Consider the following 21,371-nt stretch of genomic DNA (forward strand, 5'->3'; position numbering starts at 1 on the left):
TCAGCATGCGACCGGGTGCCTGAATGAAGTTGCGTGTTCCATAGCGTTCTTTTCGCCTGCCCGCAACATCCCGCCTGCGTTCGCCGCAAAACAGTTAAATCGATTTAAAAACGGGCTTGCCACATTTTTACTCCTGACCATTGTTTTGCCATCGGTTTGATGATTTTATTGCGTTGCACACATGTATTGTCGGCAAAATCGAAGTCTGTCGCCGGACTTATTTTATATGGCTTTTTAAGCAGTCTTGTTTTGCGGGTAATATTTTTTGAGTGAGCAAATTGCCTGTCGGCCGCCGCAATCCGGATGCATGTATGTAAATTCATGATACGGGTCTGCAATTTAAGGCCAATCGGGTATAGAAGCCGTTAGGTTCGAATTTGGAAGGCGTCACATGAACAAACCCATCCGCAAGGCAGTGTTGCCTGTTGCTGGTCTCGGCACCCGGTTCCTGCCGGCGACGAAAGCAGTTCCGAAGGAAATGCTGACGATTGTCGACCGTCCGATCATTCAATACGTTGTCGATGAAGCGCGCGCCGGCGGCATAGAGCACATCGTTTTCGTGACCGGCCGCAACAAGCAAGTGATCGAAGACCACTTCGATATCGCTTATGAACTCGAAGACACCTTGAGGACGCGGAACAAGACTGCCGCGCTGGAACTCCTGGAAAAACATCGTCCGCAGCCCGGATCCACGAGTTTTACCCGTCAACAGGCACCGCTCGGTCTCGGGCACGCCATCTGGTGCGCCCGGGATATTATCGGTGATGAGCCGTTTGCCATTCTTCTTCCGGATGTGATTATCAAGTCACAGGTCAGCTGCCTGAAACAGATGGTGGACTTGTATGAACACACCGGCGGCAACATAATTGCCGTAGAAGAAGTTCCCGAAGATCAGACGCACAACTACGGCATTGTCGAGCTTTCCGACCGGATCGCGGCAAACGCCAGCCGGATTTCAAATATGGTCGAAAAACCGGCACCCGGAACGGCTCCATCCAATCTGATGATCACCGGCCGGTACATTCTTCAGCCGGAAATTTTCGACCTTCTGTCCAGCCAGGACACGGGAGCCGGTGGAGAGATCCAGCTAACGGACAGCATGCTCTCCATGATGAAGGGGCAGCACTTCGCGTCGCTCAAATTCGAGGGACGCAGCTACGACTGCGGCAACAAAGCAGGGTTCCTGAGTGCCAATATCGCCTTTGGCATGGATGATCCGAAACTGGCCGAGCAGCTCGTTCCGTTTATGGAAGAGATGATCAAACAGCCACTCGCCGCCGAATAAGCGCTTCTCCAGCGCCTGAACCCTTGAAATCAGCCTGTAGAACCGATTAGGAGTGGGCCGGATCCTGTGCAGCGATCCGGCCCACTCCTTTTCAGGAAGTTTCATGTCCGCAACCTCTCTTCTGTCCAAAAAGATTGCCGTGCTCGGTCTAGGTTATGTCGGACTGCCCGTGGCGACTGCCTTTGCGGCCAAGGGCTTCGACGTGCTTGGGTTCGACATCAAGGCGGACCGGCTGAAGGAGCTGGAAGACGGGCACGACAGCACGGATTCGGTAACTTGCGACGACCTTTCCCACGCGACGCTCGCTTTTTCCGCAAACGAGGAAGATCTCAAGGACAGGGATATTCTGATCGTCGCGGTTCCCACGCCCGTCGATCAGGCAAAACGCCCTGATCTGACGCCCTTCAGAAACGCGGCAGCCATTGCCGGCCGCAACCTGAAACAGGGTGCTATCGTCGTTTTTGAATCGACCGTTTTTCCCGGCGCTACGGAAGATATCGCGGTTCCGATCCTGGAACAGCAGTCGGGCCTGACACTCGGCCAGGGATTTGAGGTCGGCTATTCTCCCGAACGTATCAATCCGGGCGACAACCAGCGCGGATTTTCGGACATCACCAAGATCGTTTCCGCATCGTCCGGAATAGCAGACCGCACACTATGCGATCTCTATGGCGCGGTCGTAACGGCGGGCATACATCTCGCGCCCTCGATCAAGGTCGCGGAAGCGGCAAAAGTGATTGAAAACACCCAGCGGGACCTCAATATCGCCTTGATGAATGAACTGGCGATGTTGTTCCACCAGATGGGTATCGATACCCGTGATGTGCTTGAGGGTGCCGGCACGAAATGGAATTTCCTCCCCTTTCAACCTGGCCTGGTCGGTGGACATTGTATCGGCGTTGACCCGTATTACCTTACACACAAGGCCAATGAAATCGGGATGACCCCGCAGGTAATTCTGGCCGGGCGCGGCACCAATGAAGCAATGCCGGCCTTTGTTGCGGGCAAGATCATTCAGGAATGCGTCAAGTTGGGTCTGCCGGTACAGGCAAAGATCGTGGTTCTGGGCCTTACCTACAAGGCGGATGTGCCCGACACCCGCAATTCCAAAGTGGTGGATCTGATCAATGAACTGCGGAAGTTCGGTGCCGAGGTTCTGGTGCACGATCCGTTGGCGGATCCCGACGATGTGTCGAGCGAATATGGAATCATTCTTTCCGGTCCGGAGGCTCTGACAGGTGCCGATGCTGTTGTCCTGGCGGTTCCGCATCGGCAATTCTTACAGGATGAACCAGTCTGGCGGTATCTGACAGGGATGCTGAAAAACGGAGCCGGTCTTGTTGCCGACATTCCCGCGCTTCTGGACCGCACTTCCGTGCCCGAGGGGGTCCGGCTCTGGAGGCTTTGAGTTTACTGGGTAATTTCGACCCTAAGCCTCAAAGATCTGCCGAGTTATCAGTTTCCACTGAGTTTTCCCATGAATACTTTCAATCTTTCGAGTGGTCGATTTGGGGGATTATTGCGAAATCGGAAAACCGGAAATTAAATTCGCCCGTATAGTGTTGGTGTTTCGAGAAAGGAGATACCGATCATGGCTCAGGCTCATTTCCGGAAGTTGGCTGCCGCGGCAGCCGTAAGCACGTTTTTGCTGAGCGGTGCAGCGAACAGTGAAGACAGGCTCGATAGTGGCGCATTTCAGGAAATCATTAAAAATCAGATGAATGCCTTCGCGACGGACGATGCCGGAGCGGCGTTCTCCTTTGCAGCCAATTCTCTGAAGCAGCGGTTCCAGACCCCGGAATTCTTCATGGAGATGGTCCGGCAAGGCTACCAGCCGGTCTATAATCCGCAAAGCGTTACCTTCGGGCGATCCATGATGACCAAGATCGGACCGACACAGGAAGTTTATGTGACGGGACCCAAGGGCAAAAACTGGCTGGCGCTTTACAGCTTCGAGGAGCAGTCCGATGGGTCGTGGCGAATTTCCGGCTGTTACCTGACTAAATCCGACGGTTTTTCTGCCTGAACCGATTGCGGATCAGAGAGCCGGAATATCGCCCCGGGCCCAGTCTTCTTTCGTCCGGGCATAGAAATCCTCGAAGCTTCCAGCCTCGATGGCGTCGCGCATGCCCTGCATGAGCTGTTGATAGTAGGCGATGTTGTTCCAGGTCAGCAGCATGCCGGCAAGCCCCTCGCCTGCCCGTACAAGATGATGCAGGTAGGCGCGGCTGTAGATGCTGGCCGCGGGGCAGGTGTTTTCCTCGTCCAGAGGACGCGGATCGTCCTGGTGACGGGCATTTTTCATGTTCACCTTGCCAAATCTGGTATAGGCAAGCCCATGTCGGCCGGCACGGGTCGGCATGACACAGTCGAACTGGTCGATACCCCGCTTCACGCTTTCCAGCAGATCGTCGGGAGTTCCCACGCCCATCAGATACCGCGGCTTGTCCACCGGCATGACCGGCGTCGTGATGTCCAGCATCGCGAGCATCACGTCCTGAGGTTCTCCGACTGCGAGACCGCCAACCGAATAGCCTTCAAACGGCATTTTGCCGAGTTCCTGCGCAGAGCGGATACGCAAATCGGGCTGATCACCGCCCTGGACAATGCCGTAGAGCCCTTGCCCCTTGCCGGGTCCGCCCATCCGTTCGAACTGCGTTCTGGACCGCTCGGCCCATCGCAGCGACAGTTCCATGGCGCGCTGGACCTCTTCCTTCGGACTGGGCAGGCGTATGCATTCGTCGAGCTGCATCTGGATGTCCGATCCGAGCAATCCCTGAATTTCGACAGACCGTTCCGGCGTCAGATGGTGTTTGCTGCCGTCAATATGGCTTTGGAAGCGGACGCCGTCCTCGTCCAGTTTGCGCAACTGGGCCAGAGACATCACCTGAAACCCGCCGCTGTCGGTCAGGATGGTGTGCGGCCAGTTCATGAAAGTGTGCAAACCTCCCAGGTTTGCCACCCGTTCCGCGGTCGGCCGCAGCATCAGGTGATAGGTGTTGCCGAGAACCACATCCGCGCCCGTCTCACGCACCTGACTCGGATACATTGCCTTCACGGTGGCCTGAGTTCCCACCGGCATGAAAGCGGGGGTGCGAACGGTGCCATGGGGCGTGGTGATTTCTCCGCGCCGGGCGTCCCCGTCCGTGGTGATCAGGCTGAAACTGAAAGTCTTTTCGTTTTCGGACATAGCGGAGTTTCCTAAAGCGCGCTGTCGTGCGGAAACAGCAGGGAGGCGTCTCCGTAGCTGTAGAACCTGTATTCCTCGGCGATGGCATGGGCGTAGGCGGCACGCATGTTTTCCAGGCCGCAAAATGCCGATACCAGCATGAAGAGGGTCGAGCGCGGCAGATGAAAATTTGTCATCAGGGCATCGATAACCCTGAAACGGTATCCGGGGGTGATGAAGATCGATGTCTCTCCGGAAAATGCTGCGATCGAGCCGGTTTCCTGCGCTGCGCTTTCAAGAATGCGCAGCGATGTCGTCCCTATGCTGACGACCCTGTTGCCACGTTTTTTGACTGCGGCAAGCGCAAGCGCCGTCGTCTCTGACACCTCGCCCCATTCCGCGTGCATCTTGTGATCCTGCGTGTCGTCAGCCTTTACCGGCAGAAACGTTCCTGCTCCCACATGCAGCGTAACCCGGTGTTGCTCGATGCCCCTCTCTTCAAGCGCCTTCAGGAGCTGTGGCGTGAAATGCAAACCTGCAGTCGGGGCAGCCACCGCCCCATCTTTTTCGGCGTAAATCGTCTGATAGTCCTGCCGGTCCTGCATGTCTTCGGCGCGCTTGTGGGCGATATAGGGAGGCAGGGGAATATGTCCGACCACGGCGATCGCCGCATCGAGTTCCAGTCCCGCGCGATCAAAAGCAAGCAGAACTTCCCCGCCGTCGGCTTTCTCCGCGACCCTTGCCGTCAGAACGGTGTCTTCGTTTTCGAAAACGAGGGTATCTTCTGTCTGGAGTTTTTTGGCCGGGCGCACGAAAGCCCGCCAACTGCCAGGATCTGTGCGCAGATGCAGGGTCACGCTGATGCCGGCGACGACTTCGCCGCGCAGGCGCTTGCCTTCGAGCTGGGCGGGAATAACCCGTGTGTCATTGAAAACCAGCGCGTCTCCCGGGTTGAGGAGCGCCGGCAGATCGCGCACCCCGCCGTCAGTCAGAAGTTCTTGGCTACCGGGGCGCACGACAAGCATGCGCGCAGCGTCACGCGGCCGGGCGGGCCGGAGCGCGATCCGTTCATTGGGGAGGTCAAAATCGAACTGTTCGACGCGCATTGCGCTTCTGCTCAAGCCGTATATTCGTGAGGTGGGCGGGCTTCAATCGGAAAGAATGTCTTCCGGATCACCGCATTCAAGTGTCAGCGGCTCATAAAGGGCGATCAGGTCAAGGTCAACCGGCGCGGACAGGAAGGCAAAAAAACAGCGCGGATATCGAATCCGCGCTGCATGCTCCGGCCATCGCCGGATCTTCCGTTTTCGATATCAGGCAGCGTCAGCGGCAACCTTCACAGAAACGATGTTGTCGGGATCTGCGACCGGCTCGCCGCGCTTGATCTTGTCGACATTGTCCATTCCCTCGATCACCTGACCCCAAACGGTATACTGACCGTCAAGCCAGGGAGCTTCGTTGAAGCAGATGAAGAACTGGCTGTCGCCTGAATTCGGATCCGAGGACCTCGCCATGGAACAGGTGCCGCGGGTGTGTTTTTCCTTGCTGAATTCGGCTTTCAGTTTCTGGCCGGAACCGCCGGTGCCAACGCCCTGCGGGCAACCGGTCTGTGCCATGAACCCGTCGATCACCCGGTGAAAGACGATCCCATCATAAAAGCCATCGCGGACGAGTTCCTTGATGCGCGCTACATGGGCCGGCGCGAGGTCCGGTTTCATTTCAATGACGATCTGCCCCTGGCTGGTATCCATGAGCAAAGTGTTTTCCGCATCCTTGATGTCGGCCATATTCAGTCTCCTTGAATTCTCAAACAACAGGCTTGTTTCAGCCGGTTTTATTGCGCGTCAGCGGCAACCTGCATCTTGACGATCTTGTCGGGATTCGCGGGCGGTTCGCCTTTTGCAATCATGTCGACATATTCCATGCCCTCAGTGATTTCTCCGAACACTGTGTACTGGCCGTTCAGCCAATCGCCATCAGAGAACATGATGAAAAACTGCGAATTGGCGCTGTCCGGGCTGGCCGCCCGTGCCATGCCGAGTGTACCGCGCTTGAAAGACGCCTGGCTGAATTCGGCCTTCAGGTCCGGTTCCTTTGAGCCGCCCATGCCCGTTCCGGTGGGATCGCCGGTCTGCGCCATGAAACCATCGATCACGCGGTGGAAGACGATTCCGTCATAAAACCCTTCACGGGTGAGTTTCTTGATCCGTTCCACATGGTTGGGGGCCAGATCCGGCCGCAACTGAATGACAACCCGGCCATCCTTGAGATCGAGATAAAGCGTATTTTCCAGATCGGTTCCCTGCGCGCCCGCCGCGACGGGCAAGATGATCAGGGACGCCAGAACGGCAATCAGTCTAAAAAGGCGTGACACTGGTTACTCCTACGATTCAGGTCAGAAATTCGGTTTCCTGTCAGGCACCGGCGGTTGCCCGGCGGCGCAAGGGTTCCGTGACCGGTTCAGGCACGAACGCGGAAATTTCTCCGCCCATCCTTGCGATTTGACGCACCAAGGTGGCCGTGATGTGGCGGACGTTGGGAGATGCGGGCAGGAATACCGTCTTGATATCCGGTTCAAGCGTTCCGTTCATTCCGGCCATCTGCATTTCGTAATCGAGATCCGTCCCGTCCCTGAGGCCACGAACGAGATAAGCCGCGCCCTGCATGCGGGCGGTCTCGATAACAAGATTTGAAAACGAAATAACTTCGATCCGGGAAGCCTCTTGCGGGCTGTATTCCGCCGCTGCGGAAGCATGGATCAGATCCACCCGTTCCTCGAAGGAAAACAGCGGCGACTTGCCCGGATGAATGCCTATAGCCACCACGACCTTGTCAGCCAAGGCAAGCGCCTGGCGCAGAATGTCCATGTGGCCGTTGGTAACCGGGTCAAAGGACCCGGGATAGAGAGCGATACGATTCATGGCCCCTTCCTTACTCCGCCTTCCGCAAGCTCACAAGGAAAAGCCGGTTGGAAACGGCCATTTCCCAACAACTGACATTATGTGACGGCCGTCACATCGGGCTTTCCATCAATAGGCCAGAGTGGCGTCATCGAAATCAGATGGCGTGAGCAGGAGCCAATACAATGAAAGGCTACGATACAATCGATCCGAGCGGAAACCGGAGTGGGTTCCAACCGTTTTCAATCGCGGTCAATGCAACCGACCCTTCCGCCCATCTCAAGGTGGCTATGGTTTTCGTCCTGGCACTGCTGACGATGATAGCTGCCGGGCTGATCACCATGCATCCGGGCAACGCATCCCAGGCGGAGGGACTGAACAGCCACGCAACACAGGGACTGTCGGCAACCAAGTCGGATCGTGTTGCCAGTGGTTCCGTCGAAACGAGCTGCAAATCGCAAACCTGGGGCGCATGGAGCGAAGATTGCGCTTCCGCTTTGAGTGGAGCCGGCAAGGTTCGCAACGTGTCCTTCGTGACTGTTGAAAAACAGGCGCCGACGGTGAATGAAACGATCCTCGCGCGGTATCCGGCAGCGAACTGACGGCACTTCTATTTACCCTAACGGCAAACAGCGGCTCAGGTTCACCTGGCCGCTGTTGTCGTTTCAGTATGGGGAAGTTATCGAAGATCAGCTTTCCGGAGCTTCGCCCTCTTCCCCTTTCGGGTTTTCGCCTGCATCGGAAGTGCCTTCCGCTTCAGAGGCTTCGCCACCTTCCGGTGTTACCACACCGTCTTCGTCGAGATCGTCTTCTTCATCGACCTCGGACAGGCCCTCGACCGCGACGACCTTTTCGCCTTCCGCCGTCTTGAATACGATGACGCCTTGTGTGGCGCGGCCGGCGATGCGGATGCCATGGACAGGACACCTGATCAACTGACCGCCATCGGTGACCAGCATGATCTGATCGCTGTCCTCAACCGGGAAGGAGGCAACAAGTCCGCCGTTGCGGTCGTTCACAGCCATGGCCGTGATGCCCTTCCCGCCCCGGCCCGTCACCCGGTATTCGAAGGATGACGTGCGCTTGCCGTAGCCGTTTTCGGAGATGGTGAGGATCACCTGTTCCGCCGCACTCATTTGCGCATAGCGCTCCTGAGGCAGGTCCCCGGCGACCACGCCTTCTTCATCCGATCCGGTCACACCGTCATCGGCCTCGCCGCGCATCGCTCTGGAGAGCTTCAGATAGGCGGCCCGTTCCTCTGCGTCGACATCGATATGGTGCAGGATCTGCATTGAGATGACATTGTCTTCATCAGCCAGCCTGATACCGCGCACACCGACCGAGTTCCGTCCTGCAAAGACGCGGACATCGGTGGCCGGAAAGCGGATGCACTGACCAAAGTTGGTTGTCAGCATGACATCGGAATGCTCGGAGCAGGTATCCACGCCGACAATGCCGTCGCCATCTTCCAGTTTCATGGCAATCTTGCCGTTCCGGTTGATGTTCACGAAGTCGGACAGCTTGTTCCGCCGCACCGTGCCGCGCACGGTCGCGAACATCACATCCAGATTGGCCCAGGTGTCCTCATCTTCGGGAAGCGGAAGAATGGAGGTGATCTGTTCACCCTGCTCCAGCGGCAGCATATTGATCAGGGCCTTGCCGCGTGAGGTCGGGCCGCCAAGAGGCAGGCGCCAGACCTTCATCTTGTAGCAGATGCCGCGAGAGGAGAAGAACAGTACGGGCGTATGGGTGTTGGCCACGAAGAGACGGGTAACGAAATCCTCGTCCTTGGTCGCCATTCCCGACCGGCCCTTGCCGCCGCGCCTCTGGGCACGATAGGTCGCAAGCGGAACCCGCTTGATGTAACCGCCATGGGAGAAGGTCACGACCATGTCTTCGCGCTGGATCAGATCCTCTTCGTCGAAATCCGGGCCGCCCTCAATGATCTCGGTTCGGCGCGGCGTCGCGAATTCTTCCTTGATCTCCAGCATCTCGTTGCGGACGATTTCCTGGATGCGGGCCCGGGAACTGAGAATGTCGAGAAAGTCGGAAATTTCCGCACCGATCTTGTTCAGTTCTTCCTCGATTTCGTCGCGACCCATCGCCGTGAGGCGCTGCAGACGCAGTTCGAGGATGGCGCGAGCCTGTTCTTCGGAAAGTTTATAGGTACCGTCTTCCCGGACCATGTGGCGCGGATCGTCGATCAACAGGATCAGGGCCTCAACATCCCGGGCGGGCCAGTTGCGCTCCATCAGCTGAGACCGGGCGGTCGCCGGATCGGGCGCGCTGCGGATCAGCTTGATCACTTCGTCGATATTGGCGACAGCAATACCCAGACCAACCAAAATGTGGGCCCGGTCGCGCGACTTCTTCAAAAGGAACCGCGTCCGGCGCTGAATGACCTCCTCGCGGAACGATACGAATGCCCTCAGCATGTAGGACAGGTTCATCTGTTCCGGCTTACCGCTGTTCAGCGCTACAATGTTGGCCCCGAAGGACGTCTGCAACTGGCTGAAGCGGTAAAGCTGGTTCAGGATGACATCCGGCACCGCATCGCGCTTGAGCTCGATCACCACCCGCATGCCGGAACGGTCGCTCTCGTCGCGGATATCGGAGATACCCTCGACGCGTTTGTCGCGCACCAGTTCGGCGATCTTCTCGATCATGCTGGATTTGTTGACCTGATACGGGATTTCCGTGACGATCAGCGCGGTCCGGTCCTTGCGGACTTCCTCGACGTCGACCTTGGCACGCATCATGATCGATCCGCGGCCGGTTTCATAAGCGCTGCGTATGCCGGACCGGCCCAGGATCATGCCACCTGTCGGAAAATCCGGACCCGGAACAATCTCCAGCAGTTCCTCCAGGGTCATGGCCGGATTTTCCATGATCGCGATGGCTGCGTCGATCACTTCGCCAAGATTGTGCGGAGGAATATTGGTTGCCATGCCGACGGCGATACCGCCGGCGCCATTCACCAGAAGATTGGGAAATTTGGAGGGCAGAACGACGGGTTCGCTCTCGGAGTTATCGTAGTTCTCCTGAAAGTCGACCGTGTCCTTGTCGATATCGTCCAGAAGCCTGTGCGCAACCTTTTGCAGACGGCACTCGGTGTAGCGCATGGCTGCCGCCGGATCGCCGTCGACCGAACCGAAGTTCCCCTGTCCGTCAATCAGCGGCAGACGCAGCGAGAAGGTCTGCGCCATGCGGACCAGGGCATCATAAATCGCGCTGTCACCGTGCGGGTGGTATTTACCCATGACGTCACCGACCACACGGGCCGATTTCCGGTAAGGCTTGTTCCACTCGTAGCCGTTTTCATGCATCGAATAGAGGATGCGCCGGTGAACCGGTTTCAGGCCGTCGCGCACATCCGGAAGCGCGCGGGAAACGATTACGCTCATGGCGTAATCGAGGTAGCTGCGCTTCATTTCATCGACGATGGAAATCGGTTTGATATCGGACGGGAGACCGTCGGAGGGGGTGCTGTTGTCCTGGTCAGCCAAGGAAGACACTCATTTCATTGTTATTGCTTGCTCTTTTATATCCGATTCAACGTGCCGCTCCAAATTTGGAGCGCTTTTCCGCCCAACTTATAAGTCTTTTGAATCAATGCCCTACAAGGAGTATGCACAGGACGTGAAAATGTTTTTTGCCGCGTGGGTCGCTGCGCTCTGAAAACCCCTATAGAAAAGCAAGAATCGCGCCTGAAAACCGGCCTTGGGGATACGAAATGCTCGACTATTTCATCAATGCCTTCGCAACGCTTTTCGTCACCATAGACCCGGTCGGGCTTGCGCCGATGTTCCTGGCCGTCACGGCTGGAATGAACCGCGCCGACAGGCAGCGTGTCGCAATCCGGGCGGTCTTGACTGCGGCTGCAATTCTTCTGGTCTTTTACGCCACCGGTCAGACGGTTCTTACTGTTCTGGGGATCTCCGTCACCGCGTTCCGGGTGTCCGGGGGCATTCTGCTGTTCCTGATTGCGATCGAAATGATTTTTGGCAAACGGCAGGAACGCAAGGCAGAGACAGCCGAAAAGGCGGTGGAAACCACGGATGCGCATCGCCGCACGATCAATGAATTGGCGATCTTTCCGCTCGCCATCCCGCTGATTTCCGGTCCGGCGGCGATTTCAGCGATCATTCTTCTGTCCGGCGAAGCCCCCGATACACTTGCCTATGCGGGCCTGGGCGGCGTCATCGCTGTCATTCTTGCCAGTTGCCTCGGTGCGTTCCTGCTGGCCGACAAGATCGAGCGGCTGCTGGGCGATACGGCTCAGCTGGTGATTACACGGCTTCTCGGGGTTCTCCTGGCCGCGCTTTCCGTCCAGTTTGTCGCCGACGGGGTCCTGGCGTTCATGGCCCGGTGACCAAAAGGCACCGCTCCGCCTCCAGGTGCCTCCGAACAAGGGCCGTGCGCTTAGCGCAGCTTTAGCCTGAATTCCTGAGGAGACACACCGTGAACGCTATCGCGTGCCCGGATGATCACTTCGTCCAGACCTTCGGGCACTTGCACGCCTGACAGGGAGCGCGTGAAGGGTTGTTCGTCGACATGGGGGTGCAGGAGCACCCGTTCTCCCAATATGTCGCCGTCGGGAGTAACCACCTGCCACAGATCGGCATAGTGATCCCAGCCGGTGTCTGCATGTCTGAGGGTAACCGAGACGGTCCAGCCACTCCCCGACTTGTTTGCAGTCGCAGCGACAATTTCCACCTCGTCGGCGAAAGCCGGCAACCAGCTGAAAACGATCACCGGAAGCGCGAAAGTCAAAATGGCCTTGCGATACATCTGAATTTCTTCCCCGATTTGTTGGCCTGCTGTGTGCCTGAGGAGTTTGCGAAGGATACCTGCTTGATCAAAGTCACGAATGCGTCATAGGCTTCGGCGCAACAGTTGCAATGAAACATTCAATTCTCGGGAGACGTTAATGGCCGGACATGGGTCTAAGAAGGTGATCTACGCAGCACTTGTCGGCAATTCCCTGATTGCCGTCACCAAATTCGCGGCGGCCGCCTATACCGGTTCGTCCGCGATGCTGTCGGAAGGCATTCACTCCCTTGTCGATACCGGCAACCAGGGACTGCTGCTCTACGGCTTGAAGAAATCGAAGCAACCCGCGGACCAGAGACATCCCTTCGGCTATGGAGCAGAGCTGTATTTCTGGTCTTTCGTCGTTGCAATCCTGATCTTTGCCGTCGGTTCGGGCGTCTCGATCTACGAGGGAATTCAGAAGGTTCTTCATCCACACCCGGTCTCCAGCCCCTATGTGGCGTATATCGTGCTCTCGCTGGCAATGGCCTTCGAGGCGGTCGCCTGGTGGATCGCCTACAAGGAATTCGATCAGCTGCGCGGCAAGAAATCGATCATGGCTGCCGTGCGCGACAGCAAGGACCCGACGGTCTTTACCGTGCTATTCGAGGACAGCGCCGCCATGCTCGGGCTTGTGGTGGCCTTTCTCGGGCTGTTGGGTGTGCAATATCTGGGTCTTGCCTGGCTGGACGGCGCCGCGTCGATCACCATCGGCATCATCCTTGCAGCCACAGCCGGCCTGCTGGCCTATGAGACAAAGGGTCTGCTGATCGGCGAAGGTGCCGCGCCAGAAGTTCTTGCGAAAATCGAGGCCATCATCGGCGCAACCCCGGCAATCAATAACCTCAATGAAATCCGCACGCTTCACAGAGGTCCGCAGGATGTTCTGCTGGCTCTCTCGGTGGATTTCATCGACGAAGTAACGGCGGGGACCGTCGAGGAAACCATCTATTCACTTGAACGGACGATCAAGATGGAAATGCCGGAGGTGACACGGCTGTTTATTGAGGTCCAGGCCAAGGAACATCACGAAGAAATGCTGGAAGAGGAAAAGGCGGCCATCGATCCCGCCAAGGAGTAACGCTCCCCGATACGCTGGCCTTTTACACTCGCGCTTGCGCTGGCTTGCCACCGCCGTCATTCTTCTTGGTTGGAGGTGACGCGTGATGGACGAGACGACTGTACGAGCCGGCCTTTTGAAGCTTAAGGCCGAACTTGTGTCCCTGAGCCAGATTTCCGAGGAGGCCCGGGCAACCGTGACGCTCGATCAGCAGTCGGTGGGAAGGCTGTCCCGGATGGATGCCCTTCAGGGGCAGGCCATGGCGCAAGCGGCCGAGCGGCAGCGCCGCACCCACATCCAACGTATCGAGGGCGCCTTGCAACGGCTCGAAAATGGCGAATACGGCTGTTGTGTCGAATGTGGGGAAGTCATTGCCGAGAACCGCCTGAACGCCGACCCCGCTGCCGCGTTCTGCATCAATTGTGCCCGCTAGGAGGATTGGCGTTTCCGGGCGCATCGTCCACGTGATGCCGGAGCCCCCGCAGGAATGCCGCGATTTCGCGGGAAACCGCATCGATTTCGAAACCCCGAAGGCTTTCTTCCGTCCAAGTGTCCTGAGGAGATAGGCGCTCTTCGAGGGAACGTGCGAAATTGCGTTCCTCAGTCGTCAGTGGAAAATTGCCCGCGGTCCTGAGAATGACAAGCTGCTCGTGTATCCGGCGCATGACCGACAGCGCCGCGCCCATCCTTACTGTCAACCCGGCATCGTCCCGCCAGCTTCTGCCGCCGAAGACCTCCTGGGTAACGCGCTGCCCTGCACCATAGCAGTCATAGGCGATACAGCCCTTGAAACCCAACTCCTGCCGCTCGGCAAAGACCCGGCATTGTCCACAATCATCGAGATTGACGCAGACTTCTCCGGCAGCCTTGTCGAGCGCGAAAGATTCAGATTTGTCGAAGGCAAAAACGACGCAACACAAAGCGGCACAGTTCGAACAATCCGGCGTAAGCGCTTGTTTGATCATTTCTCAGCGTACATCCACAGTCTTTCCGCCACATAGCATTGGATCGCGGCGCGAGTCCAATTCCTGTGTTCACCCATGAGAACGCCAGCGGAGGGAATGGTCGATAAGTCAGATCCGCTCGCCGTCCTTACTGTTGAACAGATGCGCCTGTTCCGTGTCCGGGAGGAGACGTATTTCGTCCCCGGGGTTCAAGGCATGCCGTTCGCGGAACACGGCAAGCACTTCCTGCCCGCCTATTTCGGCAAGGATCTGCGTTTCCGAGCCAGTGGGCTCAATGACCAGAACCCTGGCCGGAACGCCGGCGGCGTCGACCGTGAAATGCTCCGGGCGTATTCCGTAAGTCACTGATCCACCCGGATAGGCCTCACCCGCGACGGGCAGCGGCAGCCTGAGGCCCCCTTCGGTCACGAAAATCCCCGCCTGAATCCCGCCTTCGAAAAAATTCATAGCGGGCGAGCCGATGAACCCGGCGACAAATCGGTTGGCCGGCTTGTCATAGAGCTCCAGCGGTGTACCGAGCTGCATGATTACCCCTTCCTGCATCACCACGATAATGTCGGCCATGGTCATGGCCTCGATCTGATCGTGGGTGACGTAGACGGTTGTGGTTTTCAGGCGCTGATGGAGTGCCTTGAGTTCTGTGCGCATCTGAACGCGCAGCTTGGCGTCAAGATTTGACAGAGGCTCGTCAAACAGGAAGACGGAGGCGTCGCGCACAATCGCGCGTCCCATTGCGACGCGTTGGCGCTGGCCGCCTGAAAGCGCTTTCGGATAACGATCCAGAAGAGGCATCAGCCCCAGGATCTCCGCTGCACGGTTTACACGTTCGTCCACCGTTGCCCGTTTTTCCTTCCGCAGACGGAGTGAGAACGCCATGTTCTCCTTCACTGTCAAATGCGGGTAGAGCGCGTAATTCTGAAACACCATTGCGATGTCGCGGTCTTTTGGCGGCATGTCGTTGACGATCTTGTCGTCAATGAGGATTTCCCCCGAACTGATGTCTTCCAGTCCGGCGATCATGCGAAGCAATGTCGACTTGCCGCAGCCGGAGGGGCCGACCAGAACCACGAAGGCTCCGTCCGGAATGGCGAAGTCGATCCCGAAGATAACCGGGTGGGTGCCATATGCTTTCCAGATCGCCTTAATATCGATTGTCGCCATTTTTTATCCCTTTTGGCCTCCCAGATCGCTTGTCGGGATTTGGTCCGGCGCAAAGAAAAAGTGTTCGCATGACGGCTTTGCGATCGCCGTATGAGCGAATTCCATACCTGTTTGTTCCGGTGCCACGGTGCCGCGTGTGCGCATCTGCAAGCCGAAACAGCGGGCCGGACAGGGTCCGGCCCGCATGATCGTTGTCGCGGTCTATTTCATTTCGGCGCGGGCCTGTTCGACCTGGTCGGTCAGCAAGCGGGCTGCTTCGGCGACAGCCTTGGCCGGATCCTCGCCCTCATAGGCGATCTTCTGAACCGCGCGCGCGTAGAGGTTCGAGTTCCACACAACGCTGGTGAAGGGGTTCACCACACCGGTAGAGCGCAATTCGCATGTTTCGGTGTCGAGACCTCCGGCATGCAGGATTTCGCTGTAGCCGTCGACGGCGGCCGGATAGACCGTGTTGAACAGAAGGTCGCCATAGGAGGCCACGGTTGGGGCATCCGAACTGCGCAATGCTTCCATCGCCGCGGACGTCGCAGGCGGATAGAGAAGCGGGCTCATCCCTGTCAGATCGGCGGCATTTTTCGGTGTGAATATGTACTCGATCCAGTCCTTGCCCGTGTCGAGCGTCGGGGAATTCGCGAACAACGCGACATAGCGGCCGCCGGTCTGGGTGGCGCGCATCTTGTTGGCCGTGACCGGAGCGATGCCGATGTTCTTCACCATGTCCGGGTTCTGGCGCATCATCAGATCCAACGCATGCCAGTGAATAACCATGGCAGCACGGCCGGACCAGAAGGACTCCGGCGGCTCGTTGAATGCCCAGGCTGCGGCATCGGGAGCCGAAAACTTCAGCAGGTCGGCATAATGCGCGGCAGCTTCAACGGCTTTCGGATTATCCAGGATCACATTCAGCTCGCCGTCGAAGAAATCATGGCAGTTCTGCCAAAGCATTGTTCCGGCCATGATGGTCGTCATACGGTTTTCACCGCCGGCCAGTGCGATTCCGATCACGTCGTCCGAATGCAGAGCCTCGGCCGCCGCACGCACTTCAGCCCAGGTCGATGGCGGCGCGATGCCGGCTGCCTCGAACAGGTCCTTGCGATAGAACAGTTGCGGAGAAGTTGCCGCCTGATTGATCGCGTAGACATGGTCGTTGACGATCAGCAGGCGGTTGGTGAGGAAAGAGTCCCGTCCACCCAGTGCCTCCACAACGTCGTCCAGCGGGGCCAGAAGACCTTCAACCGCAAGACGGGCGGCTGTCCCAGGGTCAGAATGCACCACATCGAGCGGCGCGCCTGCCTGAACATAGGTTGCGATACGCTGGTTGATGACGCCGGCGGGCGCACTTTCAAGGACGATATCGGTGCCGGGATTTGCTTCTATGAAACCCTTCACCCATTCACGCTGGATACGCACAACAGCCGGATCCGTTTCCTGGCTGAGATATCGTACGACTTCGATTCCTTGCGCGCTTGCTCCGCCGGCTGTCAGCCCCAGGCCGATAAGCGCGGTCGCGCAGATCTTTGATCCGAATTTCATAGCTGTTCCTCCCTCAGATGGTGGGTCGACATACCCCTCACCCCAAAAAGTCATCGTTTTCCGCTCTTGTGTGTGTGCGTGATGACCGGATTGCGCGCACGGCGTTCGTTTTCTGTTTTGTTCCTTGCCCGATGGCTCCGGAGATACCCCCTCCCGAAGCAGCTCCCGGATTATTGGTTTTTTTGGCCTCAAATGGTGGTGCACCTCATCCCTTGACCGCCCCGGCTCCGATGCCTGACGCCATCTGGCGGGCCGCGAAGGCAAACAGGAAAAGTACGGGAACGGTCGCGACGACGCCGGCGGCATTGACGAGCCCCCAAGAGTAGACCGAGGTCTCCAGGATCAGCGAAGCGATACCGAGTGACACCGTGCGCTTCGTCTCATCGCTGATCAGCACCAGCGAGTACAGCAACTCGTTCCACACAACGACGAATGTGAAGACGAACGAAGCAACGATTCCTGGCCATGCCTGCGGTACGATGACTTTTCTGAATGCCTGGAAGCGCGTGCACCCGTCGATCATCGCCGCTTCTTCCAGGGCACGCGGGATGGCTTCGATGTAGGGCCGCAGAATCCAGAGCGAGAACGGCAGTGTTATCGTCAGATAGGTGATGCCGAGCGCCCAGAGACTGTTCAGCATGTTCAGATTGTACCAGATGCGAAAAAACGGCAGCGCCAGCAAAATTGGTGGCAGCATGTAAATGAACAGGACGCCGAAAGCGAAGGCCCGCGCCGCGATGAATTCAAACCGCGTGATCGCGTAAACCGTGAACAGGCTGATCACGACACCTGCAAGGCACGATATTCCGGCCACAAGGAAGGTGTTCAAGAAATAAAGCGGGAAACTCGTGAATTCCCAAAGCTCGACGTAATGCTCGAGTGTCGGCGCTTGCGCGAAGATCTTCGGCGGGCGCTGGAACAGTTCAACGTTGGGCTTGAAGCTTGAAGCCACCATCCAGAGCAGTGGAAGGAGCACGATCATCAGAACCGTCAGGGCTGCCAGCAGGAACAGCAGTTTTTCGAAGCGCTTCTTCATTGCCGCCCGGCGCGCGCGCGCGCTCACTACAAGAACCGGCATTTCTCTTGTCATGGCTGTCATTTGAACCGTTCCTGCGTGCGCTCATAAAGGCGCCAGTAAATTGCCGACATGATCAGGAGAACAAAGAAGACGATCACCGCCAGCGCCGCGCCGCGGCCGAGGCTGAATTCCCCGAAAACGAACCGGTAGATGTAGAGCGGCAGGGTTTCCGTTCTCCCGATCGGTCCACCCTGGGTCAGAAGGAAAACAACCTCGAAATTATTGAAATTCCAGATGGTTCGCAGCATCCCCACCACCAGCATGATGGGCAGAAGGGACGGCAGGGTTATCTTGTAGAATTGCTGCCATGCCGTCGCCCCGTCCACTGAAGCGGCCTCATAAAGCTGCCTGTCGATGGTTTGCAGTTGGGCAAGGAAGACGATCACCATGAACGGAAAATTCTTCCAGGAATTCACGAAAATCACCCCGGCCATCGCCCAATCGAGCGACCCGAAGGGAGACGCCGGCATTGGAAGGCTGAGGGCGCGCACCCAGTAGTTCAGAATGCCGGTCGCATCCGAGAACATGAACTTCCAGGTCATTGCGGCAACGACATAGGGGACGAGATAGGAAAACAGCATGACGCCGCGTATCGGCGAACGCAGCGGAAATTCCTTGTTGAGCAGAAGTGCGATGGGCAGGCCCATGGCCATTTGCAGCGCCAGCGATCCGAAGGTGAACACAAAAGTGTTCGAAACCGAACGGGTGAAGCCTTCATGGCTTACTACAGCGTTGAAATTCGCCAAACCGACAAAGGTCGATTCCGGGCTGTAGAGACTTTGCTGCTGAAAGGCGAGCGATATCACCTGAACGATCGGGTAAACGGTCAGCCCCAATACCAGAACGACAAGAGGCAGAAGCAGCAACAAGCCGATCTTTCGATCGGTTGTCATGGTTTTTCTGCGGTTGAACGGCGGCGGCACCGCGCGGCGTTTGGCCTCGGCAATCGATAAACCCATTTACAACGCCTCTCCCAAACGCCCGGCCCTCAATACGCCCGCCAGGGGACCGTCATCATGCGGCCCGATTTCAATTCGGCCGGTCACAACGAAGAGGCGTGGAGTTTTGCAAAACTGCAAAATTTCCGCGGCTCGAATTTGACAATGACGCCACCCGAATAGCCCGTCACCTGAGACCTACCCCCGAAACTGCGATATAGATCACTTAGATTTATACCAAATATTGTGTACTCATCATACCAGTTTAGAGTAATTGCTGTTAGCGACGAGTGTCAAATGGAATTTCAATGAAAAATTCTGCTGTTCTTTGATTTTTTACCTATTGCAAAAATCTTTTTGGCTGAATGGTCATATTTTTACGTAGTAATTTCTTTCCCTATTACATGTACTTAGCGAATATTTATGATCATCAGCGACCCTTCAGGAGAATTATCCCGAGCCCCGTATAAATCAGGAAAAATTGTTGGAATCCGTCGCAATAATCAAAAAACTATAAGAATAGAATATAAGGCAGCCGGAAAAGCCTTGCGCGATCACAGAGTGCTGCAAGTCGTCGGTGCGATGGTGATCAATCGGTAGGGAGGTTCCGGGGGCGGGCCGACCGGTTTGCTGTCATCGTAAGTCAGATGAGCAGAATTCTCAGCGAAACGGCGCCTGCCGGAGAGCCCCCCTTCGGAGCCAAGGCTCGCGTTTCTGGAAAATGGGCACAGCGCCTGGGTGGCTGCACCGGACTGTGCGCTGGCTGAAGAGATCGGCCTGCAATCAAAACAGACAGGCACAGATGCGTCTGTGCCTGTCAAATTCGCCGGTTGTTTATTCCCACTCGATGGTGCCCGGGGGTTTGGAGGTTATGTCATAGGTCACCCGGTTGATCCCCTGCACCTCGTTGATGATGCGGGTCGCGGTTTCGCCGAGAAACTCGTGACTGAAGGGATAATAATCCGCAGTCATGCCATCCACTGACGTCACTGCCCGCAGAGCGCAGGCGTAGTCGTAGGTACGGCCGTCGCCCATCACGCCAACGGTGCGCACCGGCAGAATTGCGACGAAGGCCTGCCAGATGTCGTCGTACAGATCATGCTTGCGGATCTGATCGATATAGACCGCATCCGCCTTGCGCAGGATCTCCAGCTTCTCGCGGGTGATTTCACCCGGACAGCGGATGGCAAGGCCCGGTCCGGGGAAAGGATGGCGTCCGATGAAATGATCCGGCAGGCCAAGTTCCCGGCCAAGCGCCCTCACCTCGTCCTTGAAAAGTTCACGCAGCGGCTCGACCAGCTTGAGGCCCATTTTTTCCGGCAGGCCGCCAACATTGTGGTGCGACTTGATGGTCACGGACGGTCCGCCGGAGAAGCTGACGCTTTCGATCACATCCGGATAAAGCGTTCCCTGGGCGAGAAATTCGGCGCCCTCGATAGCATTGGCGTGTTTCTGAAAAACATCGATGAACAGCCGTCCGATGATCTTGCGTTTGGTTTCCGGGTCGGATTCTCCATCCAGCTCCCCAAGGAACAGGTCCTTTTCATCCGCATGGATCAGCGGAATGTTGTAGTGGTCCCGGAACATGGAGACGACTTCATCCGCCTCGTTCATACGCAGCATACCGTGGTCGACGAAAACGCAGGTGAGCTGATCGCCGATCGCCTCGTGTATCAGAACGGCTGCCACCGAACTGTCGACACCGCCTGAAAGCCCGCAGATGACCTTCTTGTCGCCGACCTGTTCGCGGATTTTAGCGATGGCGTCTTCCCGGTAGGCGCCCATGGTCCAGTCGCCGGTGAAACCGGCCAGTTTGACGAAGTTCTCGTAAATTGTCTTGCCGTTGGGCGTGTGATGCACTTCCGGATGGAACTGAACCGCGTAGAAATGACGGCTGGTGTCGGCGGTTATGGCGAAAGGGGCGTTCGGCGACGTGCCGAAAACCTCAAAACCCGGAGCAATCCGGCTCACATGGTCGCCGTGGCTCATCCAGACCTGCTCCCGGCCGTCGGAGAACCACCCCTTGAGAATATCAAGCGGCTGACCGGCCGGGGTCACAAAGGCGCGGCCGAATTCTGCCGTGCCGCCGCCGCCGGATATCTTTCCACCTTCGACCTGACCGCCGAGCTGCTGCATCATGACCTGCTGGCCGTAGCAGATTCCCAGAATGGGAACGCCAAGATCATAGACGGAAGCAGGCGGCCGCGGCGCATCATTTCGGGTGACTGTGTCGGGTCCACCAGAGAAAATCACGGCCCTGGGCGCGAATTCGGTCAAAAACGCGTCGGTGACCTTCTGATAAGGATGTATCTCGCAATAGACATTCAGCTCGCGCAGGCGACGCGCGATCAGTTGGGTCACCTGAGAACCGAAATCGATGATGAGAAGACGTTCATGCTGGGTCATGGCCAGCTTCTAACCGGTCTTTCCGTCAAATTGAACCTCAAATTCACGCTGCTGCATGTCTCTC

At 57.3% G+C, this 21,371-nt stretch carries 21 protein-coding genes; 7 read left to right on the forward strand and 14 right to left on the reverse strand.

Annotated elements, in window-relative coordinates:
- Positions 1–104 precede the first annotated feature (104 nt).
- The gene (locus OA90_RS28530) at positions 105–323 is read right to left on the reverse strand and encodes a hypothetical protein (RefSeq protein WP_156510475.1); all 219 of its coding nucleotides are present in this window, start codon (positions 321–323) and stop codon (positions 105–107) included.
- 68 nt (positions 324–391) lie between these two features.
- On the opposite strand from OA90_RS28530, the gene galU reads away from it, so the two are divergent.
- The 3 genes from galU to OA90_RS12525 all read left to right on the forward strand — a co-directional run bounded on the left by galU (position 392) and on the right by OA90_RS12525 (position 3,311).
- Positions 392–1,285 (forward strand): UTP--glucose-1-phosphate uridylyltransferase GalU, encoded by an 894-nt coding sequence (gene galU, locus OA90_RS12515; RefSeq protein WP_068411726.1) that lies wholly within the window; start codon positions 392–394, stop codon positions 1,283–1,285.
- A 103-nt stretch (positions 1,286–1,388) separates the two neighbouring features.
- Positions 1,389–2,693, forward strand: coding sequence for a nucleotide sugar dehydrogenase (locus OA90_RS12520; RefSeq protein WP_068412304.1), 1,305 nt, complete (start codon positions 1,389–1,391; stop codon positions 2,691–2,693).
- Positions 2,694–2,876: 183 nt separating this feature from the next.
- Entirely contained in the window at positions 2,877–3,311 is a 435-nt protein-coding gene (locus OA90_RS12525) for a DUF4864 domain-containing protein (protein WP_068411729.1), read from the forward strand.
- 12 nt (positions 3,312–3,323) lie between these two features.
- On the opposite strand, the gene tgt is transcribed toward OA90_RS12525, so the two are convergent.
- The 5 genes from tgt to coaD form a co-directional block, all read right to left on the reverse strand.
- Positions 3,324–4,475, reverse strand: coding sequence for a tRNA guanosine(34) transglycosylase Tgt (gene tgt / locus OA90_RS12530; protein ID WP_068411732.1), 1,152 nt, complete (start codon positions 4,473–4,475; stop codon positions 3,324–3,326).
- 11 nt (positions 4,476–4,486) lie between these two features.
- Positions 4,487–5,560, reverse strand: coding sequence for a tRNA preQ1(34) S-adenosylmethionine ribosyltransferase-isomerase QueA (queA, locus tag OA90_RS12535; RefSeq protein ID WP_068411735.1), 1,074 nt, complete (start codon positions 5,558–5,560; stop codon positions 4,487–4,489).
- Positions 5,561–5,767: 207 nt separating this feature from the next.
- On the reverse strand, positions 5,768–6,241 hold the full coding sequence (locus tag OA90_RS12540) for a peptidylprolyl isomerase (protein WP_068411738.1): 474 nt from the start codon (positions 6,239–6,241) through the stop codon (positions 5,768–5,770).
- Positions 6,242–6,288: 47 nt separating this feature from the next.
- Positions 6,289–6,786, reverse strand: coding sequence for a peptidylprolyl isomerase (locus OA90_RS12545; protein ID WP_244274617.1), 498 nt, complete (start codon positions 6,784–6,786; stop codon positions 6,289–6,291).
- Positions 6,787–6,868: 82 nt separating this feature from the next.
- Entirely contained in the window at positions 6,869–7,375 is a 507-nt protein-coding gene (gene coaD, locus OA90_RS12550; RefSeq protein ID WP_068411744.1) for a pantetheine-phosphate adenylyltransferase, read from the reverse strand.
- A 164-nt stretch (positions 7,376–7,539) separates the two neighbouring features.
- Here coaD and OA90_RS12555 point away from each other — a divergent pair, with 164 nt between their 5' ends.
- Entirely contained in the window at positions 7,540–7,956 is a 417-nt protein-coding gene (locus OA90_RS12555; RefSeq protein WP_068411747.1) for a phosphopantetheine adenylyltransferase, read from the forward strand.
- A gap of 87 nt (positions 7,957–8,043) precedes the next feature.
- On the opposite strand, the gene gyrA is transcribed toward OA90_RS12555, so the two are convergent.
- Positions 8,044–10,869, reverse strand: a complete 2,826-nt coding sequence (gene gyrA, locus OA90_RS12560; RefSeq protein ID WP_156510476.1) for a DNA gyrase subunit A — start codon at positions 10,867–10,869, stop codon at positions 8,044–8,046.
- A 218-nt stretch (positions 10,870–11,087) separates the two neighbouring features.
- Here gyrA and OA90_RS12565 point away from each other — a divergent pair, with 218 nt between their 5' ends.
- Positions 11,088–11,726 carry a MarC family protein gene (locus OA90_RS12565; RefSeq protein WP_068411754.1) on the forward strand — a complete coding sequence of 213 codons (639 nt, stop codon included), beginning with the start codon at positions 11,088–11,090 and terminating at the stop codon, positions 11,724–11,726.
- A gap of 50 nt (positions 11,727–11,776) precedes the next feature.
- On the opposite strand, the gene OA90_RS12570 is transcribed toward OA90_RS12565, so the two are convergent.
- Complete coding sequence (locus OA90_RS12570) at positions 11,777–12,145, reverse strand: hypothetical protein (RefSeq protein WP_068411757.1); 369 nt, start codon at positions 12,143–12,145, stop codon at positions 11,777–11,779.
- Between the two features lie 139 nt (positions 12,146–12,284).
- Between OA90_RS12570 and OA90_RS12575 the strand changes: the two genes are divergently transcribed.
- Both OA90_RS12575 and OA90_RS12580 read left to right on the forward strand, forming a co-directional pair.
- A complete protein-coding gene (locus tag OA90_RS12575) occupies positions 12,285–13,247 on the forward strand; it encodes a cation diffusion facilitator family transporter (RefSeq protein ID WP_068411760.1) in 963 nt (320 codons plus the stop codon).
- An 85-nt stretch (positions 13,248–13,332) separates the two neighbouring features.
- On the forward strand, positions 13,333–13,659 hold the full coding sequence (locus OA90_RS12580) for a TraR/DksA C4-type zinc finger protein (protein ID WP_068411763.1): 327 nt from the start codon (positions 13,333–13,335) through the stop codon (positions 13,657–13,659).
- Here OA90_RS12580 and OA90_RS12585 read toward each other — a convergent pair.
- The 6 genes from OA90_RS12585 to guaA all read right to left on the reverse strand — a co-directional run bounded on the left by OA90_RS12585 (position 13,643) and on the right by guaA (position 21,307).
- On the reverse strand, positions 13,643–14,191 hold the full coding sequence (locus tag OA90_RS12585) for a hypothetical protein (RefSeq protein ID WP_068411766.1): 549 nt from the start codon (positions 14,189–14,191) through the stop codon (positions 13,643–13,645). The genes OA90_RS12580 and OA90_RS12585 overlap by 17 nt on opposite strands.
- A 108-nt stretch (positions 14,192–14,299) precedes the next feature.
- Positions 14,300–15,352, reverse strand: a complete 1,053-nt coding sequence (gene ugpC / locus OA90_RS12590; protein ID WP_068411769.1) for a sn-glycerol-3-phosphate ABC transporter ATP-binding protein UgpC — start codon at positions 15,350–15,352, stop codon at positions 14,300–14,302.
- Positions 15,353–15,553: 201 nt separating this feature from the next.
- Entirely contained in the window at positions 15,554–16,885 is a 1,332-nt protein-coding gene (locus tag OA90_RS12600) for a sugar ABC transporter substrate-binding protein (protein WP_068411775.1), read from the reverse strand.
- A 205-nt stretch (positions 16,886–17,090) separates the two neighbouring features.
- Positions 17,091–17,984, reverse strand: coding sequence for a carbohydrate ABC transporter permease (locus OA90_RS12605; protein ID WP_082837013.1), 894 nt, complete (start codon positions 17,982–17,984; stop codon positions 17,091–17,093).
- Positions 17,981–18,922 carry a sugar ABC transporter permease gene (locus tag OA90_RS12610; RefSeq protein WP_068411779.1) on the reverse strand — a complete coding sequence of 314 codons (942 nt, stop codon included), beginning with the start codon at positions 18,920–18,922 and terminating at the stop codon, positions 17,981–17,983. The genes OA90_RS12605 and OA90_RS12610 overlap by 4 nt, the downstream gene beginning before the upstream one ends.
- Before the next feature lie 813 nt (positions 18,923–19,735).
- Complete coding sequence (gene guaA, locus OA90_RS12615) at positions 19,736–21,307, reverse strand: glutamine-hydrolyzing GMP synthase (protein WP_068411782.1); 1,572 nt, start codon at positions 21,305–21,307, stop codon at positions 19,736–19,738.
- Positions 21,308–21,371: the final 64 nt, after the last annotated feature.

Origin of the sequence: Labrenzia sp. OB1, from assembly GCF_001624695.1 — a bacterium.
GTDB lineage: Bacteria > Pseudomonadota > Alphaproteobacteria > Rhizobiales > Stappiaceae > Roseibium.